Consider the following 25616-nt stretch of genomic DNA (forward strand, 5'->3'; position numbering starts at 1 on the left):
AGAAAGCCACCCAAAGGGCAAGTCACCCGCTCCGATTGATTTTGCTCCATTCGGGCCAATCTCTGCGTGTTTGCCCGAGTCGCATCTGCGGAGGTTTGCCGGGCAAAATGGCCCACACAGGTTTCGGCAACTCTTGCCCGACCCGGGCGAGATAATCTGGCAATCCTCTGCTCAAAAACCGACTCGCACTTGAAAAAAGAAAGGGGGCCGAAGCCCCCTGTCAGTTTCGCCTTCCAGGCTCATTTCGTTGACCGCCCGGTGTTTTTTTGCCTGCGGCCTGGACTGCGCATGGGACGAGCGCACCCGCCCCGTGAGAGAGTGGGAGGGAGCAAATATTCCGCCCCACCCTGTTCCCGGCCAACACGGGCATGTCGGCCGAGTGGACCAAGGCATCGTTGGTAAGTCTCAGCGCCTTGCTCCGTATTCGTCGGGGTCGGTACCTGTGGCAGCTATCCGACCCCTGCACCCCGGGTTGCCGGGGCGCTAAACTCAGCTACACCCGCTTGTCGCGCCGCAGGTGTTGCACTTCATACAGGTGCCGTTTCGCACCAGCGTGTAGTTTCCACATTCACCGCAGGGATCGCCCTCGTACCCTTGCATCTTGGCTTTGGTGCGGGCGTCCATTCCTGTCGCAACCGCCGTTTCAGCAGGAGCTTCGAATGTCGCTGCGGTCTCCGCCATACCGGTCACGTCGGCTTGACCACCGTTGAAGACCATCAGATCCTGTGGCAGACGCTTACGCAGATAGCCGGTCGAGCTGATTTGTTTCAGCACTTCCAATGACTTGGTCGCCGCAGTTTCACTGATTTCTGAAACATTCGAAAGACCGTCTTCTTCGCCCCTACCCAAATCATCGAAGGTTGCGCCTTCTGGCTTTACATGGGCCAGATCGGTGCGGTCCAGATAGGACACGGCCAGTTCACGGAATATGTAATCCAGGATCGACGTTGCGTTCTTGATCGAGTCGTTGCCCTGAACCATTCCCGCAGGTTCGAACTTGGTGAAGGTGAAGGCGTCAACAAACTCCTCCAGCGGCACGCCGTATTGCAGACCGACTGACACGGCGATGGCAAAGTTGTTCATCATCGCTCGGAAGCCAGCACCTTCCTTGTGCATGTCGATGAAAATCTCACCCAGCTTGCCGTCTTCGAACTCACCGGTGCGCAGATAGACCTTGTGGCCGCCAACGATCGCCTTTTGGGTATAACCTTTGCGGCGATGCGGCAGTTTCTCGCGATGGCTGCGGATCATTTCCTTGACCACGACCTTCTCGATTACCTTCTCGGCCAGAACGACGGCTTTTTCCTGCGTCGAACCGCTTTCCAGCACTTCTGCTGCTTCGTCGTCGTCCTCAACCAGTGCCGCGGCCAGAGGCTGAGACAGTTTCGAGCCGTCACGATAGAGTGCGTTCGCCTTCACACCCAACGACCAGCTGAGTTCATAAGCCTTCTGGCAATCCTCGATGGTGGCGTCATTCGGCATGTTGATCGTCTTCGAGATCGCGCCCGAGATGAAGCTCTGCGCTGCAGCCATCATGGTGATGTGGCTATCAACGCCAAGGAAACGCTTGCCTTTTTTGCCGCACGGGTTGGCGCAGTCGAAGATCGAATAGTGCTCTTCCTTCAGATGCGGCGCGCCTTCCAGCGTCATGGTTCCGCACACATGGTCGTTGGCCGCGTCGATATCTGCCTTGGTAAAGCCCAGATGACGCAGCAGGTCGAAGGTCGGGTCATTCAGCTTGGTCGCCGGGATGCCCAGAACGCCGGTGCAGAAATCCTCGCCCAGTGTCCACTGGTTGAAGACGAACCGGATATCAAAAGCACTTTCCAGCGCGGCGTCCACCTTGGCCAGTTCGTTGGGGCCAAAGCCGTGGCCGGTCAGCGAGGTGTGGTTGATCCCCGGCGCGTTGCCGATGGTGCCGTGACCAACCGCGTAACCCACGATTTCTTCGATCTGAGCCGAGGAATAACCCAGCTTTTCCAGCGCCGAAGGCACCGAGCGGTTGATGATCTTGAAGTAGCCACCACCGGCCAGCTTTTTGAACTTGACCAGCGCAAAATCGGGCTCGATTCCAGTCGTGTCGCAATCCATCACCAGACCGATTGTGCCGGTGGGAGCGATCACGGTGGCCTGCGCGTTGCGGTAGCCGTTCTTCTCACCAAGGCTCAACGCCTCATCCCAGGCCGACATGGCCAGATCGACCAGACGCTTGTCCGGGCAGTTGCCATGGTCCAGAGGCACTGGCTTCACCGCCAGCTTCTCATACCCCTCGGTCACGCCCTGCGACGCGCGGCGGTGATTGCGAATGACGCGCAGCATGTGGTCTGCGTTACGCTCATACCCTTTGAACGGTCCCAGCTCACCAGCGATCTCGGCCGAGGTCGCATAAGCCACACCGGTCATGATCGCAGTCAGCACGCCACAGATCGCCCGACCCTCATCCGAGTCATAGCTGTAGCCCATGTTCATCAGCAGGCCGCCGATATTGGCATAACCCAGACCCAGAGTGCGGAAGTCATAGGACAGCTGCGCGATTTCCTTCGACGGGAATTGCGCCATCGTCACCGAGATTTCCAGCGTCAGGGTCCACAGACGCGAGGCGTGCATATAGTCGGCTGCCTGGAATTCACCGTCCTTGAGGAAAGTCAGCAGGTTCATCGACGCCAGGTTGCAAGCCGTGTCATCGAGGAACATGTACTCCGAACACGGGTTCGAGCCGCGAATTTCACCATCTTCGGGGCAAGTGTGCCATTCGTTGACGGTATCGTGGAACTGGATGCCCGGATCGGCGCAGGCCCATGCTGCGTGGCCGACTTTCTCCCACAGATCGCGTGCCTTGACGGTGCGAGCAACCTTGCCGTCGGTACGGTTGATCAGTTCCCAATCGGCGTCTTTCTCAACGGCAGTCAGAAAGGCGTTGGTCACGCGGATCGAGTTGTTCGAGTTCTGGCCAGAAACCGAGCTGTAGGCTTCCGAATCCCAGTCCGTGTCATAGGTCGGGAATTCGATGCTGTCGTGGCCCTGCTTGGCGTAATCCAGCACGCGCTTGATATAAGTCTCGGGGATCGCGACCTTTTTCGCCTCGCGAACCGCTTTCTTCAGGCTGTCATTCTTATTGGGATCATACGCATCATCCTGCGCGCCGTCCCAGCTGCGGATGGCCTCGAAAATGCCATTCAGCATCTTCTCGTGCATCTTTGATCCGGCAACGATCGAGGCCACCTTCTGCTCTTCGATCACCTTCCATTCGATGAATTGCTCGATGTCCGGGTGATCTGCATCGACGATCACCATCTTTGCTGCCCGACGGGTTGTCCCGCCTGATTTGATCGCGCCAGCGGCGCGGTCGCCGATCTTGAGAAAGCCCATCAGGCCCGAGGATTTACCGCCACCCGACAACGCCTCGCCTTCTGCGCGCAGGTGGCTGAAGTTGGTCCCGGTGCCCGAGCCGTATTTGAACAGGCGCGCCTCACGCACCCACAGATCCATAATGCCACCCTCGTTCACCAGATCATCGTCCACTGACTGGATAAAGCACGCGTGCGGTTGCGGATGCTCATAGGCGGATTTCGATTTAGTCAGCTTGCCGGTTTTGTAATCAACATAATGGTGCCCCTGCGCCGGACCATCGATACCATAGGCCCAGTGCAGACCCGTGTTGAACCATTGCGGCGAGTTCGGTGCAGCACGCTGGGTCGCCAGCATATAGCGCATCTCGTCGAAATAGGCGCGCGCGTCTTCCTCGGTCGAAAAATAGCCGCCCTTCCAACCCCAATAGGCCCAAGCACCTGCAAGGCGATCGAACACCTGTTTTGAAGACGTCTCACCATCAAATTCAGCGCCGTCTGCGGGGACCGAACGCCACAGGAATTCAGGAACGTCCTTTTCCTTAACCTTCTTCAGCTTGGACGGAACACCTGCTTTGCGGAAGTACTTTTGCGCGATAACGTCGCTGGCGACCTGGCTCCACTTTGCGGGAACCTCGATTTCGTCCAGACGAAAAACGATAGTACCGTCGGGATTGCGAATCTCGGATGTTGCAGACACAAAATCCAGATCGGCATATGCATCCTGTCCAGGTTTGGTGAATTTTCTTTCAATTTTCATGTCCGCTGCCCCAGCTACGATCTGTCCAAATTTTAGTACCCGGCACAAAATCTTGATGTCGCGGTGTGCCGCCCGCCCTGCCGTAATATTGAGACGCAAGGGACCAAGCGCTGCCGATAACAGCGCAGAACCGTAAATACGGTTTCACGTCAAACTGGTTTGCATTCCGTCCCTCGTCCGATGCCTTTTCTGGTTATTGCTACCAGATTTAGTGGCTCGTCTTTCGGCCCATACAATCTGACGTATATTCCCATAGATGGTCAACGGGCTTTTTCAGTCATTTTTGGAATCTTTTAGCTTGACCTGATCTGACGAACCGGCGGTTTCTTGCCGGATCGCGATTCCTCCACAGGCCTGTCCCCGGATACCAATCAATCTGCGCTCGATGCGTCAGAGTGATTTCTCTTTTTTTCCGCCACAGTTAGAGGAAATTGATCAACCTGTCCGACATTAAGGACATATTCAGAGAATCATCGTCACCGCAACGTGGCGCGTGCCATAGTTTGTAAATCACGACATTTCTGGATGGGAAATCTATTCAACATGCGTTTGACTTCGTTGTTAACTATTATGGGCTTAATCGTGTCCTGCACAGCACAGGACGTTCCGCCTGCGTCTCGTAGCGCTCAATTCGATGGGTACCCGCAGAACCTGTTCAATTCCTTCAAGACAGACTGCGCTGGCCCTGGCGATAAATTCGTCAAAACCGGGACAAGCAGTTTTGAATGTCGCGAAATACTCTCGCCCGAGGCGACAGCCTATCTGATTCTCAATTTTGATGGATATTCTCAAAATCTGCCAAAGATCGTGACGCGGCTAAGTTCAGCAAAGAATCAAGCAGGCTACCGTGTGGATGCCGAATTGTTTTTTATCATTCCCCAAAAAAGCGGAAGCACACTTAAGATTCCAATCGAAAGCGATGAATTGGACAGGGATTTTTCCAGACTCTACACCGACTATGGCGGAACGCCGGTGTAAGAGTGGAAATGGTCGGGGCGGCAGGATTCGAACCTACGACCCCCTGTACCCAAAACAGGTGCGCTACCAGACTGCGCCACGCCCCGGACCGTGCGCCTTCCTAAACGCGCCGATCTGATTTGAAAAGCCCTAACAGGGCCAAATTGCAGGACCTTGCGAAAAAACTTGGTGGCGCATCTGTGTTCCTGGTCGAATACCATAGCGCGCGGCAAGTCCCGCATTGATTTCAAGCACGGCATAAACCGAATCGCCGCCTTCGATCGGGGTCAGATCGCCAGGGATCGCGCCCTCATGCACGCGGGTGACGGTTCCTGCTTTGTCGGTAAAGATCATGTCCAAAGGGATCAGCGTGTTCTTCATCCAAAACGCCACCCGCTGCGGTGGATCAAAGATGAACAGCATGCCAGAGCGGTTGGGCATACTCTCACGAAACATCAGCCCGCGTGATCGTTCCTGAGGGGTAACGGCCAACTCGATATCAAATCGAACCTGCGCAAGTTCATTTCGCAACTCGACACGGTCAGAACGGCATTCGGCTTGCGCGCCACCACTGATCAGAAATGTCAGGGCCGCTACGAATAATGCTGTTCTCATTCTTTAAGACCTAGGCGTTCAGCGCCGCTTCCCAGGCAAGAACCTGTGCCGCCATCCGTCCGCGCTTTCCGTCAATCACACGCATGGCCAAGGCTTCTCCCGGTTGCAGATCCGCAAGACCTGAACGGCGAAGAACCTCAATGTGCAAGAACACATCTTCGCTGCTTCCGAAGACATTGGCGAAGCCGAATCCCTTGCCTTTGTCGAACCATTTGACACGCGCTGCCTCTAATGGAGCATTGCCGATCACGGTCGGATCAAGCTCCGCAAAGTCGGCCAGCATCATTGTTTCTGCCCGCACGGGTGGATCAACGCTGATCACTTCGACCGCCTGAACACCGCGATCAGTTTTGTGCGTCATAATCTCGATACCAGCACCGTCGGCGACCGAGCTCTGACCAAAATTGCGCAACACATTGACATGCAACAGTATGTCCGGACCGCCATCGTCGGACACAACAAATCCGTATCCCTTTGCGGGATCGAACCATTTAACGTGTCCATGGACGCGATACATGCTGTTCAAATCTTCTGGCACTGTTTTCCCGTTACGATAATAGGCAAGCCGTTAAGGGTTTGTTGTTTATGATATTCACTCGCAAATTCAAGCTGAAAAAAACTATTAATAGCAATCAGTTGCATTTCACGGTACGCGAACATCACGGATTCAACCTCTGCACTTGCCAATCGGAATCGGCGTTACGCCTCTTCCATTGAAACCTGTCATGCAACCTGAAGGCTCCATCAGCCCAGAATTCCACTTCGACAGGTGAAACCCGATACCCTCCCCAGAATTCCGGGCGCGGCGGATTGGGTCCCAACTTTGCCGTCACCTTTGCCACCTCGGCCATCAAAGATGCCCGGCTCTCCAGAGGTTGCGACTGGCGAGAGGCCCAGGCACCCAGACGGCTCTTAAGCGAGCGCGAGGCATAATACGCGTCTGCCCCAGGCCCGTCTTCTTTGCTGACTATACCACGAACTCGAATTTGACGCCGCAAAGATTTCCAGTGCATCACAAATGCCGCTTTATGGGCACTGTCCAGTTCCTGTGCCTTGGCGCTGTTATAGTTCGTATAGAAGACAAATGCGTCTTTTTCGATTTCTTTCAGCAGAACCATTCTTGCATTAGGCAAACCTTCCGAATCCACGGTTGCCAATGCAATCGCGTTCGGATCGTTTGGTTCGGTCTTTTCCGCCTCAGCCAGCCACCGACCCGCGATTTCAAACGGATCAGTCCCGGCAAAGATGCCATTGTGCTCGTTCATTTCCATCCCCTGGAAATAATTAACCCGACCCTAAGGCGAGAACCCGCTGCGGGCAAGAGCGCATGGCCTTGCCGCAGGACAATCAATGGCATAAACCAACTCAACACAATGCGACGACAGGCGGAGAACCGAAGATGTCAAATCAGTTGATGGCCGGAAAACGCGGCCTCATCATGGGACTGGCCAATGACAAATCAATCGCATGGGGGATAGCCCGCGCCTTGTCCGACGCCGGGGCCGAACTGGCCTTTTCCTATCAGGGAGACGCGCTGAAAAAACGTGTCGACCCGCTGGCTGCGCAATTGGGCAGCGAAATCGTTCTGCCCTGCGATGTCAGCGACGAGGAATCGATTGATAACCTTTTCAACTCGCTTGAAGAGAAATGGGGAAGGCTTGACTTTGTTGTTCACGCCATTGGCTTTTCTGACAAGAACGAGCTTCGTGGGCGCTACGTCGACACATCGCGCGCTAACTTCAATCTGACGATGGACGTATCGGTCTACTCTTTTACAGCCGTTATGCAGCGCGCAGAGAAGATGATGGGCGAAGGCGGTAGCGCAGTCACCCTCACCTATTACGGCGCTGAACAGGTCATGCCCCATTATAATGTTATGGGTGTCGCCAAGGCTGCGCTTGAGGCATCGGTCAAGTATCTGGCTGAGGATCTGGGAAAAGACGGTATTCGCGTCAACTCGATCTCGGCGGGTCCAATCAAGACACTCGCAGCCAGCGGCATCGGCGATTTCCGCTATATCATGAAGTGGAACGAGTATAATTCTCCGCTGCGTCGCAACGTGACCATCGATGATGTCGGCAAATCAGCGCTGTACCTGCTGTCAGACCTCAGCAGCGGTGTGACCGGAGAGAATCTGCACGTGGATTCGGGATATCACATCGTCGGAATGAAGGCCGTCGACGCGCCGGATGTTGAAAAAGGATAAAAGACCATGAGCGCCAAGGACCGCCTGCCCCACGAAAAAGGCTTCCACATCAGCTGGGATCAGATTCATCGCGACTCGCGCGCCCTGGCTTGGCGTCTGGATGGGCAAGGTCCAGATGATGGCGCTTGGCGTGCCGTCGTAGCGATCACTCGAGGCGGAATGGCTCCTGCGATGATCGTCAGCCGTGAACTGGATATCCGCACGGTCGATACCGTCAGCGTGCGGTCGTATCACCACCAGTCACAGGGTGAGGCTGAGATTCTAAAAGCCCCCAATGCTGATTTGATGGGCGATGGGACGGGTATCCTGATCATAGATGATCTGGTCGACAGTGGAAAAACGCTTGAACTCGTGCGCGAAATGTATCCCAAGGCGCATTTCGCGACCGTATATGCCAAACCCAAGGGCCGACCCATGGTTGATACCTTTATTACCGAGGTCAGCCAAGACACCTGGATCTTCTTCCCATGGGATATGGCCTTGCAATATGTCGAGCCTTACCGGGGTACCGATTGATCAAGCGTTTTGCTTGAACACCAAAAACACGGACTTTCCATGAATATGACCCGTACCGCCGCCACCTTTGCCCCTCCGGTGATGGAGGCGCGGCGTTGGCTGGACGGGGTCGAGTTTCCTGAAGACCGTCCGCTGATCAATGTCAGTCAAGCGGCTCCGGTCGATCCACCGCCACTGGCCTTGCGGCAAGCTATGGCCGAATTCACAGTCGAACAGGACAGCGCACATCTCTATGGCCCAGTTCTGGGCAATGATGAATTACGGACCGAGCTGGCTGCACAGATCAGCGAACACTACGAAGCAAGAATTAAGGCTAATCAGGTCGCGATTACCTCGGGCTGCAATCAGGCTTTCTCGGCCGTGATCTCGGCGATTACGGATCAGGGTGATGAGGTCATTCTGCCAACCCCGTGGTATTTCAATCACAAAATGTGGCTGGATATGGCCGGTGTCAAAGCCATCGACTTGCCCACCAGTAACGATCTGTTGCCCGACCCCGAGATGGCGCGCGCACTGATCACCAAGAAAACGCGGGCCATTGCATTGGTCACGCCGAACAATCCCGGTGGTGTCGAATACCCATCAGACCTGGTACGCCGCTTCTATGAACTCGCGCAGGAAACAGGGATTCGTCTGTTGGTTGATGAAACCTATCGCGATTTCGACAGCCGATCTGGTGCGCCACATGAATTGTTCCAGCAGCCAGATTGGGACGATACCTTTGTGCATCTCTACTCGTTCTCGAAAGCCTATCGCCTGACTGGGCACCGAGTCGGCGCAATCGCTGCCGGTACACCGCTTTTGTCGGAGATTGAGAAGTTTTTAGACACCGTTGCGATCTGCCCCGGCCAGATCGGTCAATTCGCTGCGCTTTGGGGAATGCAGAACCTGTCTCATTGGGTTGCCGCTGAGCGTGATGAGATTCTAGACCGAAGGGCTGCAATTGCCGAAGGAATGCCTCGGCTAGAGGCAAAAGGCTGGCGTCTTCTGGGGCTGGGTGCTTACTTCGCCTATCTCGAACACCCCTATCAAATCGCATCGGACGATTTGGCCCGGCAGTTGGTGCCTGAGGCGGGCATTCTGCTGTTGCCCGGAACCATGTTCATGCCCGCGCATGACCCGACTGGGAAACAACAGGTCCGCATCGCGTTTGCCAATCTCGATCGCGCCGGAATCGCGCAATTGTTCGACCGTTTGCCGGCCCTGTCCTTCTAAGCTTGCCCCTCGACTGCACGCATCGTATTCAGGGCCGCAACTAGCAGGGCAGACACTCGCCGACCAAACCAAGAGGGCACCATGGCCGCAGGCATGAAAAACCTATCCAAAACCTTTGTCTGGATTCTCATGGGTCTTTTGATGCTGGGCCTTGCTGGCTTTGGCGCCACCAGCCTGACCGGAACCGTGCGTACTGTTGCGCAGGTCGGTGATGAGAGTGTTTCGGTCGACGAATACTTCCGCGAACTTCAGCGCGAAATCAGGGCGGTCGAGGCGCAAACCGGACAGCCAATGCAGATTTCGCAAGCGCACGATCTTGGATTGGACCAATTGGCCTTGTCGCGTCTGATTGCACTGGCCGCGCTGGACAATGAAGTCGGGCAGCTTGGCATTTCGATCGGCGACGAGAACCTGCAGAACGAGATCGTCCAGATACCCGCATTCCAGGGGGTGAACGGTACATTCGACCGCGAAGCCTATCGCTTTCAGCTCGAACAGGTCGGGATGACTGATTCCGAGTTCGAATCGGATTTGCGCAAGGAATCTGCCCGCACAATCGTGCAGGGTGCAGTCATGGGCGGGGTTGAGATGCCGCGTGCTCTGACCGAAGCAATGGCGAACTATGTACTGGCCCGCCGCAGCTTTACCGTGGCGACGCTGTCCGCAGACGCGTTGGAGACGCCCGTGGCAGAACCGACAGAAGATCAGATTCAGACATTCTATGACGAGAACACTGATCTGTTTACACTGCCCCGCACCAAGCAACTGACGTATGCCATTTTGTCACCAGAGATGCTGCTTGATACGATTGAGATCGACGAAGACTCGTTGCGCCGCCTCTACGACCAGCGCGCAGAACAGTATTTCCAGCCCGAGCGCCGTTTGGTCGAACGCCTGACCTATCCCAGCGAAGAAGCCGCAACCGAGGCCCTGGCTCAGCTGGAGGTTGGTGGAGCAGATTTTGAACAACTGGTCCGCGATCGGCAACTTGAGCTGGGCGATGTAGATCTGGGTGACGTCACCCGCGAGGACCTTGGCGATGCCGCTGATGCTGTATTCGCTGCCGAGATCGACGATGTCGTCGGCCCGCTCCCATCTGTTTTTGGTCCAGCCTTGTTCCGGATCAACGGATCACTGGCAGAAAACAATGTAAGCTTTGAAGATGCTGAGCCCGAGTTGCGTGATGAACTTGCCTCAGATCGCGCGCGCCGTCAGATCGAGGCGCAGGCCGAGGACATCAACGACTTGCTTGCTGGCGGCGCAACGCTGGAAGAATTGGTCGATGAGACTGAATTGGAACTGGGCCAGATCGACTGGACCCAGCAAAGCGATGATGGCGTTGCCGCCTATGACGGCTTCCGCGCCGCCGCTGAGGCCGTGCAAGAGGGTGATTTTCCCGAAGTCGCGTTCCTCGAAGACGGTTCAATCTTTGCTTTGCGCCTGAATGAAGTGCTTGAGCCCCGCCCCGAACCGCTTGAAAATGCCCGAGGGCGGGTTGCTGAGGCCTGGACACAAGCAGAGACCGCGAAGGCGCTACAAAATCAGGCAAACTCGGTGCTGACCCAATTGGCGACGGATGGAGATTTCACGGCGACTGGCCTGCCCTTCCGGGTCGAAAACGCCCTGACGCGCACTGCGTTCCTTGAGGATACTCCGGTAGATTTCATGACACAGGTCTTCGAGCTGGAACCGGGTGAATTACGCGTCATTCCCGGAAACGGCACTGCCCTGATCGTGCGCTTGGATGAAGAGCTGCCACCAGCCGAGACCGACGAACAGCGTCAGATGCAGGATGCTCTTGCAGCACAGTTTGACCAGGCACTGGCGCAGAACATCTTTGATATCTATGTGCGCAACGCCCAGACCCGCGCGCGCCCAGTACTGGATCAGCAAGCGCTGAACGCGGTACGGTCAAGCTATTAAAGAGACAGCACATGGCCCTGACCCCAGAATTCGAAACTTTCGCGCGCGCCTATGACGCGGGTGAAAATCAGGTCGTCTATACCCGGCTTGCCGCCGATCTGGATACGCCTGTGTCCTTAATGCTCAAGCTGACGGGCGCACAAAAAGACGCCTTCATGCTCGAATCGGTGACCGGTGGCGAGGTGCGCGGTCGTTACTCGATCATTGGCATGAAACCCGATCTCGTCTGGCGGTGTCATGGCGAAACATCGGCCCTGAACCGGTCGGCCCGGTTTGATGCCGACGCGTTTCAGCCACAGGATGGCAATCCGATGGATAACCTGCGCGATTTGCTGGCCGAAAGCCGCATCGCGCTGCCTGACGATCTACCACAGGCAGCTGCCGGGCTGTTTGGCTATCTGGGCTATGACATGGTGCGGCTTGTGGAATACTTGCCGGATGTGAACCCCGACCCGCTGGGCCTGCCGGATGCGATCATGCTGCGGCCTTCGGTGATCGCCGTATTGGACGGTGTTAAAGGTGAGGTCACTGTGGTGTCTCCGGCCTGGGTCAGCGACGGACAATCCGCTAAAGCCGCATATGCACAAGCTGCAGAGCGTGTCATGGACGCTGTGCGTGATCTGGAGCGCGCAATGCCCGCCGAGACACGCGATCTGGGCGACGCGATTGAAGTTGGTCCTCCAGTATCCAACTTCACCAAATCGGGCTACATGGAGGCCGTTGAAAAGGCCAAGGAATATATCCGCGCAGGCGATATCTTCCAGGTTGTCCCAGCCCAACGCTGGACGCAGGACTTTCCGCAACCTCCGTTTGCCCTCTACCGGTCTTTGCGGCGTACGAATCCGTCGCCCTTCATGTTCTATTTCAACTTCGGTGGCTTTCAGGTCGTAGGCGCGAGCCCTGAAATCCTGGTCCGCGCCTTTGGGGATGAAGTCACGATCCGCCCAATCGCAGGCACTCGACCGCGAGGCGCAACGCCCGAGGAAGACAAGGCCAACGAAATCGATCTGCTTGCCGACAAAAAGGAACTGGCCGAGCACCTCATGCTGTTGGACCTTGGACGCAACGATACGGGCCGTGTGTCCAAGATCGGAACCGTCCGCCCCACCGAAGAGTTCATTATCGAACGCTACAGCCACGTGATGCACATCGTGTCGAACGTGGTCGGAGAACTTGCCGAAGACAAAGACGCGCTGGATGCCTTCTTTGCCGGGATGCCTGCGGGTACAGTCTCGGGCGCGCCAAAAGTGCGCGCGATGGAGATTATCGACGAGTTGGAGCCCGAAAAACGCGGCATCTACGGTGGCGGTGTTGGGTATTTCAGCGCTGGTGGCGACATGGACATGTGCATCGCTTTGCGTACGGCCATCGTGAAAGACCACAAGCTGTATATCCAAGCTGGCGGCGGCGTTGTCTATGATAGCGACCCCGAGGCGGAATATATGGAGACCGTGCACAAATCGAACGCGATCCGACGCGCGGCGGCAGATGCGGCGCGTTTTACCGGCAGCGGAAACAGCTGAGCAAGCGGCAACAAGGTGCCGCTATTACCCGTCCGTCAAGGCTTCGGAAGCACCTTGTTCGACCTCTTTCATCATCACGGCTGAGATCGGTGCCATCGCCACCCGGCTGCCGCGATCCTCAAGCCCCCACAGCAACAAGGCCGAGATCGTTTCGGGGCGCAATCGGCCAAGCATTACGACCGCACCCTCCTGCCCGGCGCGGAATGCGGCTTGATCTAGAAAGCGCCGCATTATCTTGGGATCCTGCTTGGCCCCATCGAAATCGCGGAACACGACGCTAGACGGTACGCCATTGCGGGCGGCGAGTTTCTGCGCGGTGTTCAGACCATTGTCCTGCGTAACCAGCCCCCGGCCGGTATCACCTACAATCGCTGCGACCTGGTCTGCCAGTTTTCGGTTGCCCTGAATACCGCTTTCGACGCCCTCTAAAATGCCTACTGTGTGGGGTAACTCATCCAACCACACCGACAAGGATACTTCTGCATCCTGAGCGCTGGCAGCTTCGTGCATGTCAATCATCGCCAGCACCTCAAAACCCGCTTCGCGATGGCGCGCCATTTTTTCGGCTGCATCCGGGTCTGACGGGCTGATGGCAAAGCTTAGCGGGTATGGAAAATCCTGAAGCGCCTCGACTCCAAATGCTCCTTCATCGTCGATCAAAATGATAGACATCAGTGGCTTGGCTTCGGGGTTCTCAAAGATCGCGGCATGCGCTTCGATAGGTTTTGCCGCCACCTCAGGCACTACCTCGGATTGCTCAACGGGTGCGTCATCCCTTTCGGTCAGGGGTACGACACGTTTGCCGATCAGTGAATTAGAGCTCGCGGTCCCTTCCCCGCCAATTTGAGGCAGCGTCAGCACGCGCGGCTTGCTGACCGGGCGTGTATCTTCTTCGCCCTCAACGGCAATCGGGTTATCGTTAGGCATGCCCTCGGTTACCGGAACCTCAAAAGTTACGTCCGGCAATTCTTCGGTCTCGGGTTCCAATGCCGCCACTTGAGGTGCTTGTTCTTCAGGCGTTTCGTCCACGATCCGGGGTTCAGATACCGCTTCAGGCTCTGGCGCCGGAGGCGCGTCTGCAACCCTGGCCGGTTCAGCCTCTGGTCTGGGCGTCTCCGGTTCAGCAAGCGGTGGCGGCGGTGCTGTCGGCGCATCTGTCTGAACGGTCACCGCGGGTGTCGAAATTCCAGCAGGTGCTGCGGTGGCAACAGGCGATTCACTTGACTGCGGAGGCGGCCCGGGCTCAAGCTCGACGTCTGCCAACCCATCCAGAGTATCTGACGAGAGTTCCGGGCTTTCGGGACCCGATGGTGGCAACTCAACCAAATCTGCATCGACACCAGTGCTATCGACATTCGCTGTTTCAGGCGCATCAGGCGCATCAGCCACTTCGGGTGCGGTTGCCGCGACTTCTGGCTTGCGCGACAAGGGGGTGGACAGCGACAGGACCGCGCCCAATGCCAGTACAGAGACCGCACCAGCGATCAATCCACCATAAAATCCGCTCATCGAAATCTCGCCTCTCGCGTTGTTTCGTGCCTCAACCACCCATACGCCATCTTCTGCGGCGCTCACTTGCACTGCGCCAAGTTGGGTATGTCCTCTTGACGCTGCCGCACAAGCCTGAGCATGTATGTCCCGACATTATACCGCGCTCAAGGGCTGCATCGCCAGTCTGAAATGCCGATAGGAAGATAAGTGCCCAAATGCTGCTGCTGATCGACAACTATGACTCGTTTACCTACAACCTCGTTCACTATCTGGGCGAACTTGGGGCCGAGATGGTCGTGCGCCGGAATGATGCGCTGGACGTACAGGAAGCGATGGCGATGAACCCGGCTGGCATCCTGCTGAGCCCCGGCCCTTGTGATCCCGATCAGGCAGGTATCTGCCTTGCGCTGACCGAAGCGGCAGCCGAAACGCAGACACCGCTGATGGGAGTCTGCCTCGGCCATCAAACCATTGGTCAGGTCTTTGGCGGAAAGGTCGTGCGATGCCATGAGATCGTGCATGGCAAGATGGGCACGATGAATCACACTGGTAAAGGCGTATTCGCTGGTTTGCCGTCACCATTCGAGGCGACCCGCTACCACTCATTGGTCGTTGAACGCGAAAGCTTGCCCGAGTGCCTTGAGATCACCGCCGAACTTGAGGTTGGCACCATCATGGGCTTGCAGCACAAAGAGCTTCCCATTCACGGCGTCCAGTTCCATCCGGAATCCATCGCATCCGAGCACGGTCATGCCCTGCTCAAGAATTTCCTGAATGAAATGAAAGTCCCCGCATGAGCGATGCTCTGAAACCGCTGATTGGTGCTGCGGCCGATCGACCTTTGACCCGTGCCGAGGCTGAACAGGCCTTTGGAATCCTGTTTGACGGTGCCGCGACTCCGAGCCAGATCGGCGGATTGCTAATGGCGATGCGCACACGCGGTGAAACGGTGGATGAATACGCCGCTGCCGCTGCTGTAATGCGCGCTAAATGCAACGCTGTGAAGGCCCCGGCGGGAGCAATGGATATCGTGGGCACCGGTGGTGACGGCAAGGGAACGCTCAACATCTCGACGGCCACGGCCTTTGTAACGGCGGGTGCCGGTGTCACCGTTGCAAAACATGGCAACCGGAACCTAAGTTCTAAATCCGGTGCGGCGGATGCGCTTGGTCAGCTTGGAATTAATGTGATGGTTGGCCCGGAAGTGGTTGAAAAGGCGTTACAAGAGGTCGGTATCGGATTCATGATGGCGCCGATGCATCACCCTGCGATTGCCCATGTCATGCCTTCGAGGCAAGAACTTGGTACGCGCACGATATTCAACATTCTGGGTCCTCTCACCAACCCGGCTGGTGTGAAACGCCAACTGACCGGAGCGTTTAGCCGTGATCTGATCCGCCCAATGGCCGAAACTCTGGGCCTGCTGGGCGCCGAGCATGCCTGGTTGGTGCATGGTTCGGACGGGACCGACGAGTTGACGATTACAGGCGTCAGCTGGATCGCCTCCGTTGAGGACGGCGTTGTCAAAGAGGTCGAGCTTCACCCTGAAGACGCAGGTCTGCCAGTCCACCCATTCGAGGATATTGTCGGCGGGACACCGGAAGAAAACGCCATCGCATTCCGTGCCTTGCTGGACGGCCAGCCATCGGCCTACCGTGACGCTGTACTGCTGAATTCTGCCGCCGCACTTGTTGTCGCAGATGCCGCCAGTGATCTGCGTGAAGGGGTGGCTATGGCCGCTGAAAGCATCGACAGCGGCAAAGCCCGTGAAAAGATCAACGCTCTGGCACGCATTACACAGGAAACCGCATGACCGAGACCGTTCTGGACATGATCAAAGCCTACAAGCTTGAAGAAGTCGCCTCAGACAAGGCAGCCAAATCGCTGGAAACACTAGAATCAGAGGCGCGCAACGCACCAGAGGTCCGGGGGTTTGCAGAAGCTCTGCACAAAGCCACGCGATCTGGCTATGGGCTGATCGCCGAGGTTAAAAAAGCCAGCCCTTCCAAGGGATTGATCCGCGAAGACTTTAACCCACCCGCGCTGGCCGAAGCATATGAAGCGGGAGGAGCTGCGTGCTTGTCGGTGCTGACCGATACACCTAGCTTTCAAGGGGCAAAGGAATTCCTGACTGAAGCCCGTGCAGCATGTTCTCTGCCCGCTTTGCGTAAAGATTTCATGTATGACCCCTATCAGGTGGTCGAAGCCCGTGCGCTGGGTGCGGACTGTATTCTGATCATCATGGCCTCGGTTGAAGATGCGCAAGCTGCAGAGCTTGAGCAGACAGCGTTCGACTGGGGTATGGATGTTCTGATCGAAGTACACGACGCCGAGGAGCTAGAGCGGGCGACACAGCTAAAAAGCCCTCTGATCGGGATAAACAACCGCAATCTCAAAACCTTCGAAACCACACTTGATACGACACGCCACCTGTCGAAGTTGGTTCCAGCAGATCGCACGATCGTGTGCGAAAGCGGTCTGAGCACGCCTGCTGACCTTGCTGATATCGCCCGCTATGGCGCGCGCTGTTTCCTGATTGGCGAAAGCCTGATGCGGCAAGACGATGTGGCCAGCGCAACCCGTTCGCTACTGGCCAATCCACTCATCCCCGGAGTGATGTGATGCCACTGACGCATTTCGATGCCAAGGGCGAGGCACACATGGTGGATGTGTCCGATAAGGCCGTCACGGACCGGGTTGCAGTCGCCGCAGGTCACATCAGGATGGTACGGGAAACCTATGATGTTATTTCAGAAGGTCGCGCCAAGAAAGGCGACGTTCTTGGTATTGCGCGTCTCGCTGGCATCATGGGCGCAAAGAAAACTCCGGACTTAATTCCGCTGTGCCACCCTCTGCCCGTTACCAAAGTTGCGGTTGAGCTGACCCTGGATCCGGATCTTCCCGGCGTGCAGATCGAAGCCACCGTCAAAACTGCGGGACAAACTGGTGTCGAGATGGAGGCGCTGACGGCGGTCTCAACCGCCGCTTTGACTGTCTATGACATGACTAAGGCAGTGGATAAGGCAATGGAGATTGGCGGCATCCGAGTTCTTTTGAAAGACGGCGGTAAATCAGGTCGTTACGAGGCGTCATGATCTCCGTCGAAGACGCCCGAGCCCTATTGTTCGAACTTGTCACGCCTCTGTCTGCTGAAACGGTTCATCTTGCAGCGGCAGGTGGTCGCATCTTGGCGCAGAACGTCGCCGCAACACGTGATCAACCCCCTTTTGAAGCGTCTTCGATGGACGGATACGCGGTGAAAGCGACCGAAGTTGAATTGCACGCGATGTTCAAAGTGATCGGCGAATCCGCAGCCGGAAAGCGCTTTGAAGGCAAGGTCGGGCCCGGTCAAGCAGTGCGAATATTTACGGGTGCGCCGATGCCTGACGGCGCGGATTTCGTCGTTATTCAAGAAGATGTCGAGCGCCGAGACAGCCTGATCACCATCACTCACCCTCCCGGAGAAAAGACCAATGTCCGCCCTGCTGGCATTGATTTCGCCGTCGGCACCAAAATCAAGGCCCCACGCCAGCTCCGGCCCGAGGATATTGCGCTTTTAGCTGCGATGAATATCGCCTCCGTCCCTGTGACCTGTAAACCTGTGGTGGCATTGATATCGACGGGCAATGAACTGGTGATGCCCGGCGAGACGCCAGGACCCGATCAAATCATCGCGTCAAACACGTTTGGCCTGAAAGCGCTCCTTGAAAACAACGGTGCGCATGTGCGCGTGCTACCGATCGCACAAGACACGGTTGGCTCTCTGGAAACAGCTTTTGGTCTGGCGCAAGGCGCGGACCTCGTGGTGACAATCGGCGGAGCATCGGTCGGAGAATACGATCTGGTTGCAGATGTCTCGGAAGGCCTTGGGCTGGAGCAGTCGTTCTACAAAATCCGCATGCGTCCGGGTAAACCACTAATGGCTGGACGCCTCGGCGACGCAGCAATGGTTGGCCTGCCCGGCAATCCGGTTAGCGCAATGGTCTGTGGGTATCTGTTTTTGGTTCCGATGGTGCGGCGCATGCTGGGAATAGAAGATGTACTTCCACCTCTGCAGCAGGCCCAGCTGAAGGCACCACTCACTGAAAACGGTGGGCGCGAACACTATATGCGCGCGATTGTGGACAGCGATGGCATTCGGGCGTGTGACGATCAGGACAGCTCACTTCTCAGTGTTTTAGCACATGCAAACGCATTGCTGGTACGACAGCCCAATGATCCCGCGCGCCCTCCCGGTGATAAGGTCACCTACCTGCCTATCTAGCAAATCCGTTGACACAAAACGTGAACATGCGTAGAACAAAAGAAAACGCATGAGCGATGAGGTGCGAGCGATGCTGACCAAGAAGCAATTGGATTTGCTGGAATTCATCCACAAACGCGTGCAAGCGGACGGTGTTCCGCCCAGTTTTGATGAAATGAAGGCTGCGTTGGACCTGCGTTCCAAATCCGGGATCCATCGATTGATCACGGCGCTGGAAGAACGTGGCTTTATCCGCCGCCTTGCTCACCGGGCACGCGCCATTGAAATCGTCAAGCTGCCCGAAAGCCTTGGTGGAGAGCCGACGGCAGGCTTCAAACCCCGCGTGATTGAAGGTGACCGGCCCGAAGGGACCCGCCCAGCGAATTTCGAACCCGTCACCGTTGATGCGATGGAACTGCCCGTCATGGGGCGGATCGCGGCGGGTGTCCCGATCGAAGCGATAAGCCATGTTTCACACCGCGTGGCAGTGCCGGGCTCGATGATTTCAGGCAGCGGTGAACATTACGCGCTTGAAGTGCGGGGCGACTCGATGATCGACGCCGGTATCAATGATGGCGATGTTGTCGTGATCCGTGAAACCACGGCAGCAGATAACGGGGATATCGTAGTGGCGCTGGTTGAAGATCAAGAAGCCACGTTAAAGCGTTTTTTCCGTCGCGGTCAGGCCATTGCACTTGAAGCAGCAAACCCGGCTTATGAGACGCGTGTGTTGCCCGAGGATAAGGTGAAAGTACAGGGTCGGTTGGTTGGTTTGATCCGTAGCTACTGACGGGGCTGAGGTGACCACAGGCGGCGCCCTGAAGCCTCTGAACTGGTGAGCAAACTCCCTTTGGAAATGGCGAGACTGCCTGTGCTTCGCAGTGCATCCGGGTCATAGATCTGACATGCACCTGTCAGAGACAACGAAACTGACGCGATAATAATTTGATCTGGCCGGCACTCTCCAAAGGCCAGCGCAGCGCGTTTGCCTGTTAGGTGCACTAGCTCTTTGTTACCCAGCAGATAACGTTGGACACCGCCTGAGGACTCGGGCCAGCGCTTCGCCGCCTTTGGCTGATCCGCGTCGTCTCCGTCATTCTCCAACCAAACCGATGCGACAAAACCGCTGCCTTTTGGTTTACTCAGCGCACGGCCTTGATCGGTCATCACGCCGACGAGCCCACCGGTATCTGCGATCAGAACATCAGGACGGCTCCCCTGCCCCCACGCCGCAATAGCAACTACCGCCGGGACCAATCCAATCCATCGCGTGCGCCCTTGCCACAGAATCAACCAGAGGAAAGACACTGCCGTAATGGGCAGTACAAATGGGCCTGGGCTAACAACAAATCCCCGCGCACCTTCAAGTCCCGAAACCCAGGACGCAACCGCTAGGATCCAATTCAGCCCCAAACCCATCACGTGCAGTGCGATTGCCTCAAGCCTGAATGGCGCAAGAAGTGCTGCGACAACGGCGCTCGGGACGACCAGAGTGCCCATCACCGGGACCGAGACGAGGTTTGCGATTAATCCATAGTGGGACACGGTGTTGAAATGAGCCGCTCCGATGGGGGCAGTTGCGATCCCCGCGATCGCCGATGAAATCAACAAGGCCAACACCCGCCGCATCCAGAGTGGACCGGGCATTGGACCATAGTCTCGCAAGGCTCCGAAACCCGCGACCAGAGCGGTCGTCGCAGCAAATGACATCTGGAACCCGGGGCTCAGCAGTGATTCAGGGCGCAGTACCAATACGATCAATGCGGCAACGGCCACCGCCCGTAGCGAGATCGCGCGGCGGTCCAGCATCACGGCTCCTAGCATGACGCAGACCATGACAAATGCGCGCTCGGTCGCGACGTTTCCGCCAGAGAGAAATAGATAGATGGTGGCAGCGGCTAAGGCGCAGATCGCCGCCATTTTTCGTACAGGCAAACGCAGGGCCAGCATAGGCACCATGGACAATCCGATGCGGCATGCCACGAATACAAAACCAGTCAGCAAGCCCATATGTAATCCAGAGATCGCCAGAAGATGCGCCAGATTTGAGGCACGCAAGGACTCAAGCGAGGCCTTGCTCATACCGCTGCGATCCCCTGTGGTAACGGCGGCAGCAAATCCACCGATCTCGCCAGGCAAAATTGCACGAACTCTGTCCGAGATCGCCATACGCCACGCCGTAATACGAACACCGCTTTGACCATCGCGAGCCGGGGCCGAAGACAAAACTGGAACACGGGTATATCCAACTGCGCCAAGCCTTTGGAACCAGGCGTGGCGGCGAAAATCAAATCCACCCGGTTCGACCGGACCTTGCGGCGGAGAAAGGTGTGCGGTGGTCATGATCCGCTGACCCGGGGACAACGCAACAGTATCGCCATGTATCGAAAGTCGGATGCGCCCGGGCCTTTGATCAGGGGGAATATCGACAATCCGCACCTGATCCAGCATAACCCGCAGCGCATCCGACGCAGAGCGGTCCAGCGCTATGACCCTCCCCTCGACCGGGCCATAATAGCGCCATTGCAAGACCGGCTCTGCAACCATATGGGCCCGCGTTCCGGCCAGCAGAAAACCCAACGCAATCAGCGACATCCCGATGGGCAGCGGGCGCCAGGCCTCTCTCAACCAAAGACTGGAACCAATCGCCAACAACACAAACGCAATGACCATTGCGTACACGCCTGCGCCGGGTTCAAACCTCAGGCTAAAGTACCAGCCGATCCCGACCGCTAGACAGACCGGAGACCACGGGAACAGATATCCCCGCTGGATCAGCAATGCGGTCTCGACCCGTGTCAGAACACGCATGGTTGCCCCCGTCCTTCGGGCTGGGTAGATAGTCGCCAAACTATGCCCGCTAAGGTTACCAAAAGGTTAATCCACACAATGTCCGATCAGGTCGTCACTCGCTTTGCCCCTTCTCCCACCGGATTTCTGCATATCGGGGGCGCGCGCACCGCTCTGTTCAACTGGCTTTATGCGCGGGGCCGCGGGGGCAAGTTTCTGTTACGGATCGAAGATACAGATCGGGAACGTTCGACTCCGGAAGCCACGGCTGCGATCCTACAGGGTATGAAGTGGCTAGGGCTGGATCACGACGGGGACGTTATCAGCCAATTCGAAGGTGCCGCCCGTCATGCCGAGGTAGCGCGTCAGTTGCTTGCTGAGGGCAAGGCCTACAAGTGCTATTCGACCCAAGAGGAAATCGCTGCGTTCCGCGAACAGGCGCGCGCCGAAGGTAAGTCGACGCTGTTTCGCAGCCCATGGAGGGATGCCGACCCAGCCACGCATCCAGATGCTCCCTATGCGATCCGCATCAAAGCGCCGCAGGAAGGTTCCACCGTGATCCGTGATCAGGTGCAGGGCGACGTGACCATTCGCAACGATCAGCTTGATGATATGATCCTGCTGCGCTCGGATGGTACGCCGGTTTATATGCTGGCGGTTGTGGTCGACGATCACGACATGGGCGTGACTCATGTGATCCGGGGTGACGACCACCTCAACAACGCTGCCCGTCAGATGATGATCTATGAGGCGATGGGGTGGGACATCCCGGTCTGGGCTCATATCCCACTAATACACGGCCCGGATGGAAAAAAACTCAGCAAACGCCACGGCGCATTGGGTGCGCAGGAATATCAAACCATGGGCTATCCTGCCGCGGGGATGCGCAATTATTTGGCACGCCTTGGTTGGAGCCATGGAGACGATGAATTCTTTACTGATGCTCAAGCCAAAGAGTGGTTTGATCTGGAAGGGATCGGCAAAAGTCCCGCACGGTTTGATTTGAAGAAACTGGAAAACCTATGCGGACAACATATTGCCATCGGAGAGGATGCTGCGCTGCAGCAGGAAATCCAGGATTATCTGTCTGCAGCAAACAAATCACAGCTGACCGAAACACAATCGAGTGATCTAGCGCGTGCGATGTATTGCCTCAAGGATCGAGCGCGCACTTTCCCGGAACTCCTTGATAAAGCCCATTTTGTTCTGACGTCCAAACCTATCCAACCGGACGAGAAGGCGGCTAAGGCCCTGACCTCAGTATCCGACGGTATACTGAATGAATTGACGCCGCAGCTGCAAAATGCTAGCTGGTCTCGGAACGAACTGGAGGAGACCCTGAATTCGTTCGCAGAGGCGAACGGGGTTAAGTTCGGCAAATTGGCCGGCCCGCTGCGGGCCGCGCTGGCAGGCCGGGCAGTTACACCTTCGGTATTTGACATGATGCTTGTGCTTGGGCGGAATGAAACCCTGGCGCGGCTTGATGATGCAGCTAACCCTGACTGATTTCACATTCGGGTAATGCTGCTCCACTAAGAACGAACTGCGCGACACCACGCAGTCGTTGCCTGCTTTGACGGACAGCGATCCGGCAACTGTACGAATGAGGAAGGGATAAACATGACCGAGAGCCAACAAACAGCCAAACTGACTGTCCACGGCGAAAGCTACGATCTGCCGGTATTTTCTCCGACTGCGGGGCCCGACGTGATCGACATTCGTAAGCTCTATGGTCAAGCTGGTGTATTCACTTATGATCCGGGTTTCACGTCGACGGCGAGCTGTGACAGCACCATCACCTTCATTGATGGTGACAAGGGCGAACTCCTGCACCGTGGTTACCCGATTGAGCAGATCGCATCGAAATCTCACTTCCTCGAACTTAGCTACCTGCTGCTTTATGGCGAACTGCCATCGGCAAAAGATTTGGAGAAATTCGAGACTACCATCACGCGCCACACGATGCTGCACGAGCAAATGCAGTATTTCTACCGCGGTTTCCGTCGCGATGCGCATCCGATGGCCATCATGGTCGGCGTGGTCGGCGCCATGTCTGCCTTCTATCACGATTCGACCGACATTTCGGATCCGCGTCAGCGCGAGATCGCGTCTCATCGCCTGATTGCAAAGATGCCGACGATCGCGGCTTGGGCTTATAAGTACCATATTGGCCAGCCCTTCGTGTATCCGCGCAACGATCTGGACTATGCGTCGAACTTCCTGCAAATGTGTTTCGCAGTTCCTGCGGAAGACTACGAGGTGAACCCGATTTTGGCACGCGCCATGGATCGTATCTTCATGCTGCAGGCGGATCACGAACAGAACGCGTCGACATCGACGGTACGTCTGGCGTCTTCGTCTGGTGCGAACCCGTTCGCCTGTATCGCGGCGGGCATCGCCTGCCTCTGGGGTCCGGCCCATGGCGGCGCAAACCAGGCCTGCCTTGAAATGCTGGAAGAGATCGGCAGCGTAGACCGCATCCCCGAGTTCATTGAACGCGCCAAGGACAAAGACGATCCGTTCCGCCTGATGGGCTTTGGCCACCGCGTTTACAAAAACTTCGATCCGCGCGCGACTGTGATGAAACAGTCTGCAGATGAAGTTCTTGATCTGTTGGGTATCGAAGATAACCCTAAACTTCAGGTCGCCAAGGCGCTTGAAAAGCAGGCCCTGGAAGATCCATATTTCATCGAAAAGAAACTCTTCCCGAATGTCGACTTCTATTCGGGCATTGTGATGGAAGCTATGGGTTTCCCAACCTCGATGTTTACTCCGATCTTTGCATTGTCGCGTACGGTTGGCTGGGTCAGCCAGTGGAAGGAAATGATTGCCGATCCACAAAACAAAATCGGTCGTCCACGTCAGTTGTATCTGGGCGCGACAAGCCGCGACTACGTAGATATCGAAAACCGCTGATCGGTGACAGAAGTTGAAATGAAGGCCCCGCCTAGCCGGGGTCTTTTTTGTTCCTACCGTTACCCAAAAGAAACCGTTCTGAGGCAATCTTGGACTTGCGCCTTGTTCGTTCTTTTCGCGGCACGCCACCCAACCTAGTGTTGCTGCGTCCAGCAATAAGATTCCGGTTATCATGCGTTCCGCCCTTGTGTTCCTTTTGCTGCTGTTTGCACAGACCGCCGCCGCACAAAGCCTGCTTGAAAGAGCTTTTGAACAGCAGCAGCAGGAAAATGCTGCTGGCTCGCTTGCGATTTTGGGGCTGGCAGGCATCCCGGACGATTCTGCGAGTGCAATTTCGTTGCAATCGAACACGGATAATCGCGACTACGATTTCAAATCCGCACAGCTGGGTGGCGGATTTCGTCTTGCCGAAGGCGTACCGATCTATCTCGAAGGCTACATCGGATACGCGCGCTATGATCCTGTTCTGACCTTCAGCGGCACCGGAGAAACTAATCGTGTACCTCTGAAATGGACCAGCCTCGCCCTCACTGGTGGAGTCGGCTATCAGTTTGACATTGGGGAGTTTTGGAAACTGACTCCGATGGCCCATATTTCGGTCGGGCGCACGCAATCCGATGCATCGATAGGGGCGCAAGCCATTGCCAACCGCCTTGGCCTTGACCGGGATTACCTTGATAGCGGTGGTATCTGGGCAGGTGGCGCGGGTGGCTCGATGACAGTTGCGTACGAGAAATCGCTATCTAATGATCGGGAGTTCGAAGCAAGCCTGCGCTATACGCATATCGAGTATTGGCCTATCGGCGACAACGAAGACCTTTTGGTTGAATCGACTGCCGCGAATGCCGTCCTTTGGTCACGATATCGTTTTCCAACGGGTAAACGTATGTTCGGGCGCCCGGTTCGATGGGTTGGTGATCTGTCGGTATCCTATCTGATCGGGGATCAGGCACTGGTGCTGGGCACGGATTGGCTTGCCCGCGTCGGTGGCGGGATTGAGGTTGATCTATCCGATACCTGGGTGCCCTGGGTATCAACGACCCGTTTCATGGTCCGCTATTATGGAAGCGATACGGTAAACGGTTTCTCGGCCGGAATCGGTATCAGCTTCTGA

General features: G+C 56.5%; 21 protein-coding genes and 1 tRNA gene. 15 read left to right on the top strand and 7 right to left on the bottom strand.

Annotated features, from left to right (window positions below; all coding sequences use genetic code 11):
* Positions 1-489: 489 nt before the first annotated feature.
* Positions 490-4107 carry a vitamin B12-dependent ribonucleotide reductase gene (locus tag G7G_RS0107880; protein ID WP_010440268.1) on the bottom strand — a complete coding sequence of 1206 codons (3618 nt, stop codon included), beginning with the start codon at positions 4105-4107 and terminating at the stop codon, positions 490-492.
* 525 nt (positions 4108-4632) lie between these two features.
* On the opposite strand from G7G_RS0107880, the gene G7G_RS0107885 reads away from it, so the two are divergent.
* Positions 4633-5085 (top strand): hypothetical protein, encoded by a 453-nt coding sequence (locus tag G7G_RS0107885; protein ID WP_120981140.1) that lies wholly within the window; start codon positions 4633-4635, stop codon positions 5083-5085.
* 9 nt (positions 5086-5094) lie between these two features.
* Here G7G_RS0107885 and G7G_RS0107890 read toward each other — a convergent pair.
* The 4 genes from G7G_RS0107890 to pdxH all read right to left on the bottom strand — a co-directional run bounded on the left by G7G_RS0107890 (position 5095) and on the right by pdxH (position 6944).
* Positions 5095-5171 (bottom strand) — tRNA-Pro (locus G7G_RS0107890).
* Between the two features lie 43 nt (positions 5172-5214).
* A complete protein-coding gene (locus tag G7G_RS0107895) occupies positions 5215-5679 on the bottom strand; it encodes a DUF192 domain-containing protein (RefSeq protein WP_010440270.1) in 465 nt (154 codons plus the stop codon).
* A 10-nt stretch (positions 5680-5689) separates the two neighbouring features.
* The gene (locus G7G_RS0107900) at positions 5690-6217 is read right to left on the bottom strand and encodes a cold-shock protein (protein WP_029621826.1); all 528 of its coding nucleotides are present in this window, start codon (positions 6215-6217) and stop codon (positions 5690-5692) included.
* Positions 6218-6338: 121 nt separating this feature from the next.
* On the bottom strand, positions 6339-6944 hold the full coding sequence (gene pdxH, locus G7G_RS0107910; RefSeq protein ID WP_010440273.1) for a pyridoxamine 5'-phosphate oxidase: 606 nt from the start codon (positions 6942-6944) through the stop codon (positions 6339-6341).
* A gap of 134 nt (positions 6945-7078) precedes the next feature.
* Between pdxH and fabI the strand changes: the two genes are divergently transcribed.
* The 5 genes from fabI to trpE all read left to right on the top strand — a co-directional run bounded on the left by fabI (position 7079) and on the right by trpE (position 13062).
* Positions 7079-7885, top strand: a complete 807-nt coding sequence (gene fabI / locus G7G_RS0107915) for an enoyl-ACP reductase FabI (protein WP_010440274.1) — start codon at positions 7079-7081, stop codon at positions 7883-7885.
* Positions 7886-7891: 6 nt separating this feature from the next.
* Entirely contained in the window at positions 7892-8401 is a 510-nt protein-coding gene (gene gpt / locus G7G_RS0107920; protein WP_010440275.1) for a xanthine phosphoribosyltransferase, read from the top strand.
* A gap of 39 nt (positions 8402-8440) precedes the next feature.
* Positions 8441-9616: an aminotransferase gene (locus tag G7G_RS0107925; protein ID WP_010440276.1), complete on the top strand. Its 1176-nt coding sequence runs from the start codon at positions 8441-8443 to the stop codon at positions 9614-9616.
* A gap of 81 nt (positions 9617-9697) precedes the next feature.
* Positions 9698-11539: a peptidyl-prolyl cis-trans isomerase gene (locus G7G_RS0107930; protein WP_010440277.1), complete on the top strand. Its 1842-nt coding sequence runs from the start codon at positions 9698-9700 to the stop codon at positions 11537-11539.
* An 11-nt stretch (positions 11540-11550) separates the two neighbouring features.
* Entirely contained in the window at positions 11551-13062 is a 1512-nt protein-coding gene (trpE, locus tag G7G_RS0107935) for an anthranilate synthase component I (protein WP_010440278.1), read from the top strand.
* Positions 13063-13086: 24 nt separating this feature from the next.
* On the opposite strand, the gene G7G_RS0107940 is transcribed toward trpE, so the two are convergent.
* Positions 13087-14571, bottom strand: a complete 1485-nt coding sequence (locus tag G7G_RS0107940; protein WP_037321030.1) for a divergent polysaccharide deacetylase family protein — start codon at positions 14569-14571, stop codon at positions 13087-13089.
* Between the two features lie 197 nt (positions 14572-14768).
* Between G7G_RS0107940 and G7G_RS0107945 the strand changes: the two genes are divergently transcribed.
* From G7G_RS0107945 to lexA, 6 genes are all read left to right on the top strand, one after another.
* The gene (locus tag G7G_RS0107945; RefSeq protein ID WP_010440280.1) at positions 14769-15350 is read left to right on the top strand and encodes an anthranilate synthase component II; all 582 of its coding nucleotides are present in this window, start codon (positions 14769-14771) and stop codon (positions 15348-15350) included.
* On the top strand, positions 15347-16366 hold the full coding sequence (gene trpD / locus G7G_RS0107950) for an anthranilate phosphoribosyltransferase (RefSeq protein WP_010440281.1): 1020 nt from the start codon (positions 15347-15349) through the stop codon (positions 16364-16366). Before G7G_RS0107945 ends, trpD begins: the two co-directional genes overlap by 4 nt.
* The gene (gene trpC / locus G7G_RS0107955; protein WP_010440282.1) at positions 16363-17175 is read left to right on the top strand and encodes an indole-3-glycerol phosphate synthase TrpC; all 813 of its coding nucleotides are present in this window, start codon (positions 16363-16365) and stop codon (positions 17173-17175) included. Before trpD ends, trpC begins: the two co-directional genes overlap by 4 nt.
* Positions 17175-17648 carry a cyclic pyranopterin monophosphate synthase MoaC gene (gene moaC / locus G7G_RS0107960; RefSeq protein ID WP_010440283.1) on the top strand — a complete coding sequence of 158 codons (474 nt, stop codon included), beginning with the start codon at positions 17175-17177 and terminating at the stop codon, positions 17646-17648. Before trpC ends, moaC begins: the two co-directional genes overlap by 1 nt.
* The gene (locus tag G7G_RS0107965) at positions 17645-18817 is read left to right on the top strand and encodes a molybdopterin molybdotransferase MoeA (protein ID WP_010440284.1); all 1173 of its coding nucleotides are present in this window, start codon (positions 17645-17647) and stop codon (positions 18815-18817) included. Before moaC ends, G7G_RS0107965 begins: the two co-directional genes overlap by 4 nt.
* A 70-nt stretch (positions 18818-18887) precedes the next feature.
* Entirely contained in the window at positions 18888-19586 is a 699-nt protein-coding gene (gene lexA, locus G7G_RS0107970; protein ID WP_010440285.1) for a transcriptional repressor LexA, read from the top strand.
* On the opposite strand, the gene G7G_RS0107975 is transcribed toward lexA, so the two are convergent.
* On the bottom strand, positions 19580-21607 hold the full coding sequence (locus tag G7G_RS0107975; RefSeq protein ID WP_010440286.1) for a ComEC/Rec2 family competence protein: 2028 nt from the start codon (positions 21605-21607) through the stop codon (positions 19580-19582). The two genes, lexA and G7G_RS0107975, sit on opposite strands and share 7 nt — an antisense overlap.
* 78 nt (positions 21608-21685) lie before the next feature.
* On the opposite strand from G7G_RS0107975, the gene gltX reads away from it, so the two are divergent.
* The 3 genes from gltX (at position 21686) to G7G_RS0107990 (ending at position 25616) form a co-directional block, all read left to right on the top strand.
* Positions 21686-23092 (top strand): glutamate--tRNA ligase, encoded by a 1407-nt coding sequence (gene gltX / locus G7G_RS0107980; protein ID WP_010440287.1) that lies wholly within the window; start codon positions 21686-21688, stop codon positions 23090-23092.
* 114 nt (positions 23093-23206) lie between these two features.
* The gene (gltA, locus tag G7G_RS0107985; RefSeq protein ID WP_010440288.1) at positions 23207-24502 is read left to right on the top strand and encodes a citrate synthase; all 1296 of its coding nucleotides are present in this window, start codon (positions 23207-23209) and stop codon (positions 24500-24502) included.
* A gap of 172 nt (positions 24503-24674) precedes the next feature.
* Positions 24675-25616 carry an autotransporter outer membrane beta-barrel domain-containing protein gene (locus G7G_RS0107990; protein ID WP_010440289.1) on the top strand — a complete coding sequence of 314 codons (942 nt, stop codon included), beginning with the start codon at positions 24675-24677 and terminating at the stop codon, positions 25614-25616.

Source organism: Ruegeria conchae (genome assembly GCF_000192475.1).
Taxonomy (GTDB): Bacteria; Pseudomonadota; Alphaproteobacteria; order Rhodobacterales; family Rhodobacteraceae; genus Ruegeria; species Ruegeria conchae.

Coding starts and splice junctions, on each gene's coding strand:
- G7G_RS0107895 (WP_010440270.1), bottom strand. CDS start 5,679: ATGAGAACAGCATTATTCGTAGCGGCCCTGACATTTCTGATCAGTGGT.
- G7G_RS0107945 (WP_010440280.1), top strand. CDS start 14,769: ATGCTGCTGCTGATCGACAACTATGACTCGTTTACCTACAACCTCGTT.
- gltX (WP_010440287.1), top strand. CDS start 21,686: ATGTCCGATCAGGTCGTCACTCGCTTTGCCCCTTCTCCCACCGGATTT.
- G7G_RS0107880 (WP_010440268.1), bottom strand. CDS start 4,107: ATGAAAATTGAAAGAAAATTCACCAAACCTGGACAGGATGCATATGCC.
- gpt (WP_010440275.1), top strand. CDS start 7,892: ATGAGCGCCAAGGACCGCCTGCCCCACGAAAAAGGCTTCCACATCAGC.
- G7G_RS0107885 (WP_120981140.1), top strand. CDS start 4,633: ATGGGAAATCTATTCAACATGCGTTTGACTTCGTTGTTAACTATTATG.
- trpD (WP_010440281.1), top strand. CDS start 15,347: ATGAGCGATGCTCTGAAACCGCTGATTGGTGCTGCGGCCGATCGACCT.
- G7G_RS0107940 (WP_037321030.1), bottom strand. CDS start 14,571: ATGAGCGGATTTTATGGTGGATTGATCGCTGGTGCGGTCTCTGTACTG.
- trpC (WP_010440282.1), top strand. CDS start 16,363: ATGACCGAGACCGTTCTGGACATGATCAAAGCCTACAAGCTTGAAGAA.
- G7G_RS0107990 (WP_010440289.1), top strand. CDS start 24,675: ATGCGTTCCGCCCTTGTGTTCCTTTTGCTGCTGTTTGCACAGACCGCC.
- G7G_RS0107965 (WP_010440284.1), top strand. CDS start 17,645: ATGATCTCCGTCGAAGACGCCCGAGCCCTATTGTTCGAACTTGTCACG.
- trpE (WP_010440278.1), top strand. CDS start 11,551: ATGGCCCTGACCCCAGAATTCGAAACTTTCGCGCGCGCCTATGACGCG.
- gltA (WP_010440288.1), top strand. CDS start 23,207: ATGACCGAGAGCCAACAAACAGCCAAACTGACTGTCCACGGCGAAAGC.
- G7G_RS0107975 (WP_010440286.1), bottom strand. CDS start 21,607: ATGCGTGTTCTGACACGGGTCGAGACCGCATTGCTGATCCAGCGGGGA.
- pdxH (WP_010440273.1), bottom strand. CDS start 6,944: ATGAACGAGCACAATGGCATCTTTGCCGGGACTGATCCGTTTGAAATC.
- lexA (WP_010440285.1), top strand. CDS start 18,888: ATGCTGACCAAGAAGCAATTGGATTTGCTGGAATTCATCCACAAACGC.
- G7G_RS0107925 (WP_010440276.1), top strand. CDS start 8,441: ATGAATATGACCCGTACCGCCGCCACCTTTGCCCCTCCGGTGATGGAG.
- moaC (WP_010440283.1), top strand. CDS start 17,175: ATGCCACTGACGCATTTCGATGCCAAGGGCGAGGCACACATGGTGGAT.
- fabI (WP_010440274.1), top strand. CDS start 7,079: ATGTCAAATCAGTTGATGGCCGGAAAACGCGGCCTCATCATGGGACTG.
- G7G_RS0107930 (WP_010440277.1), top strand. CDS start 9,698: ATGGCCGCAGGCATGAAAAACCTATCCAAAACCTTTGTCTGGATTCTC.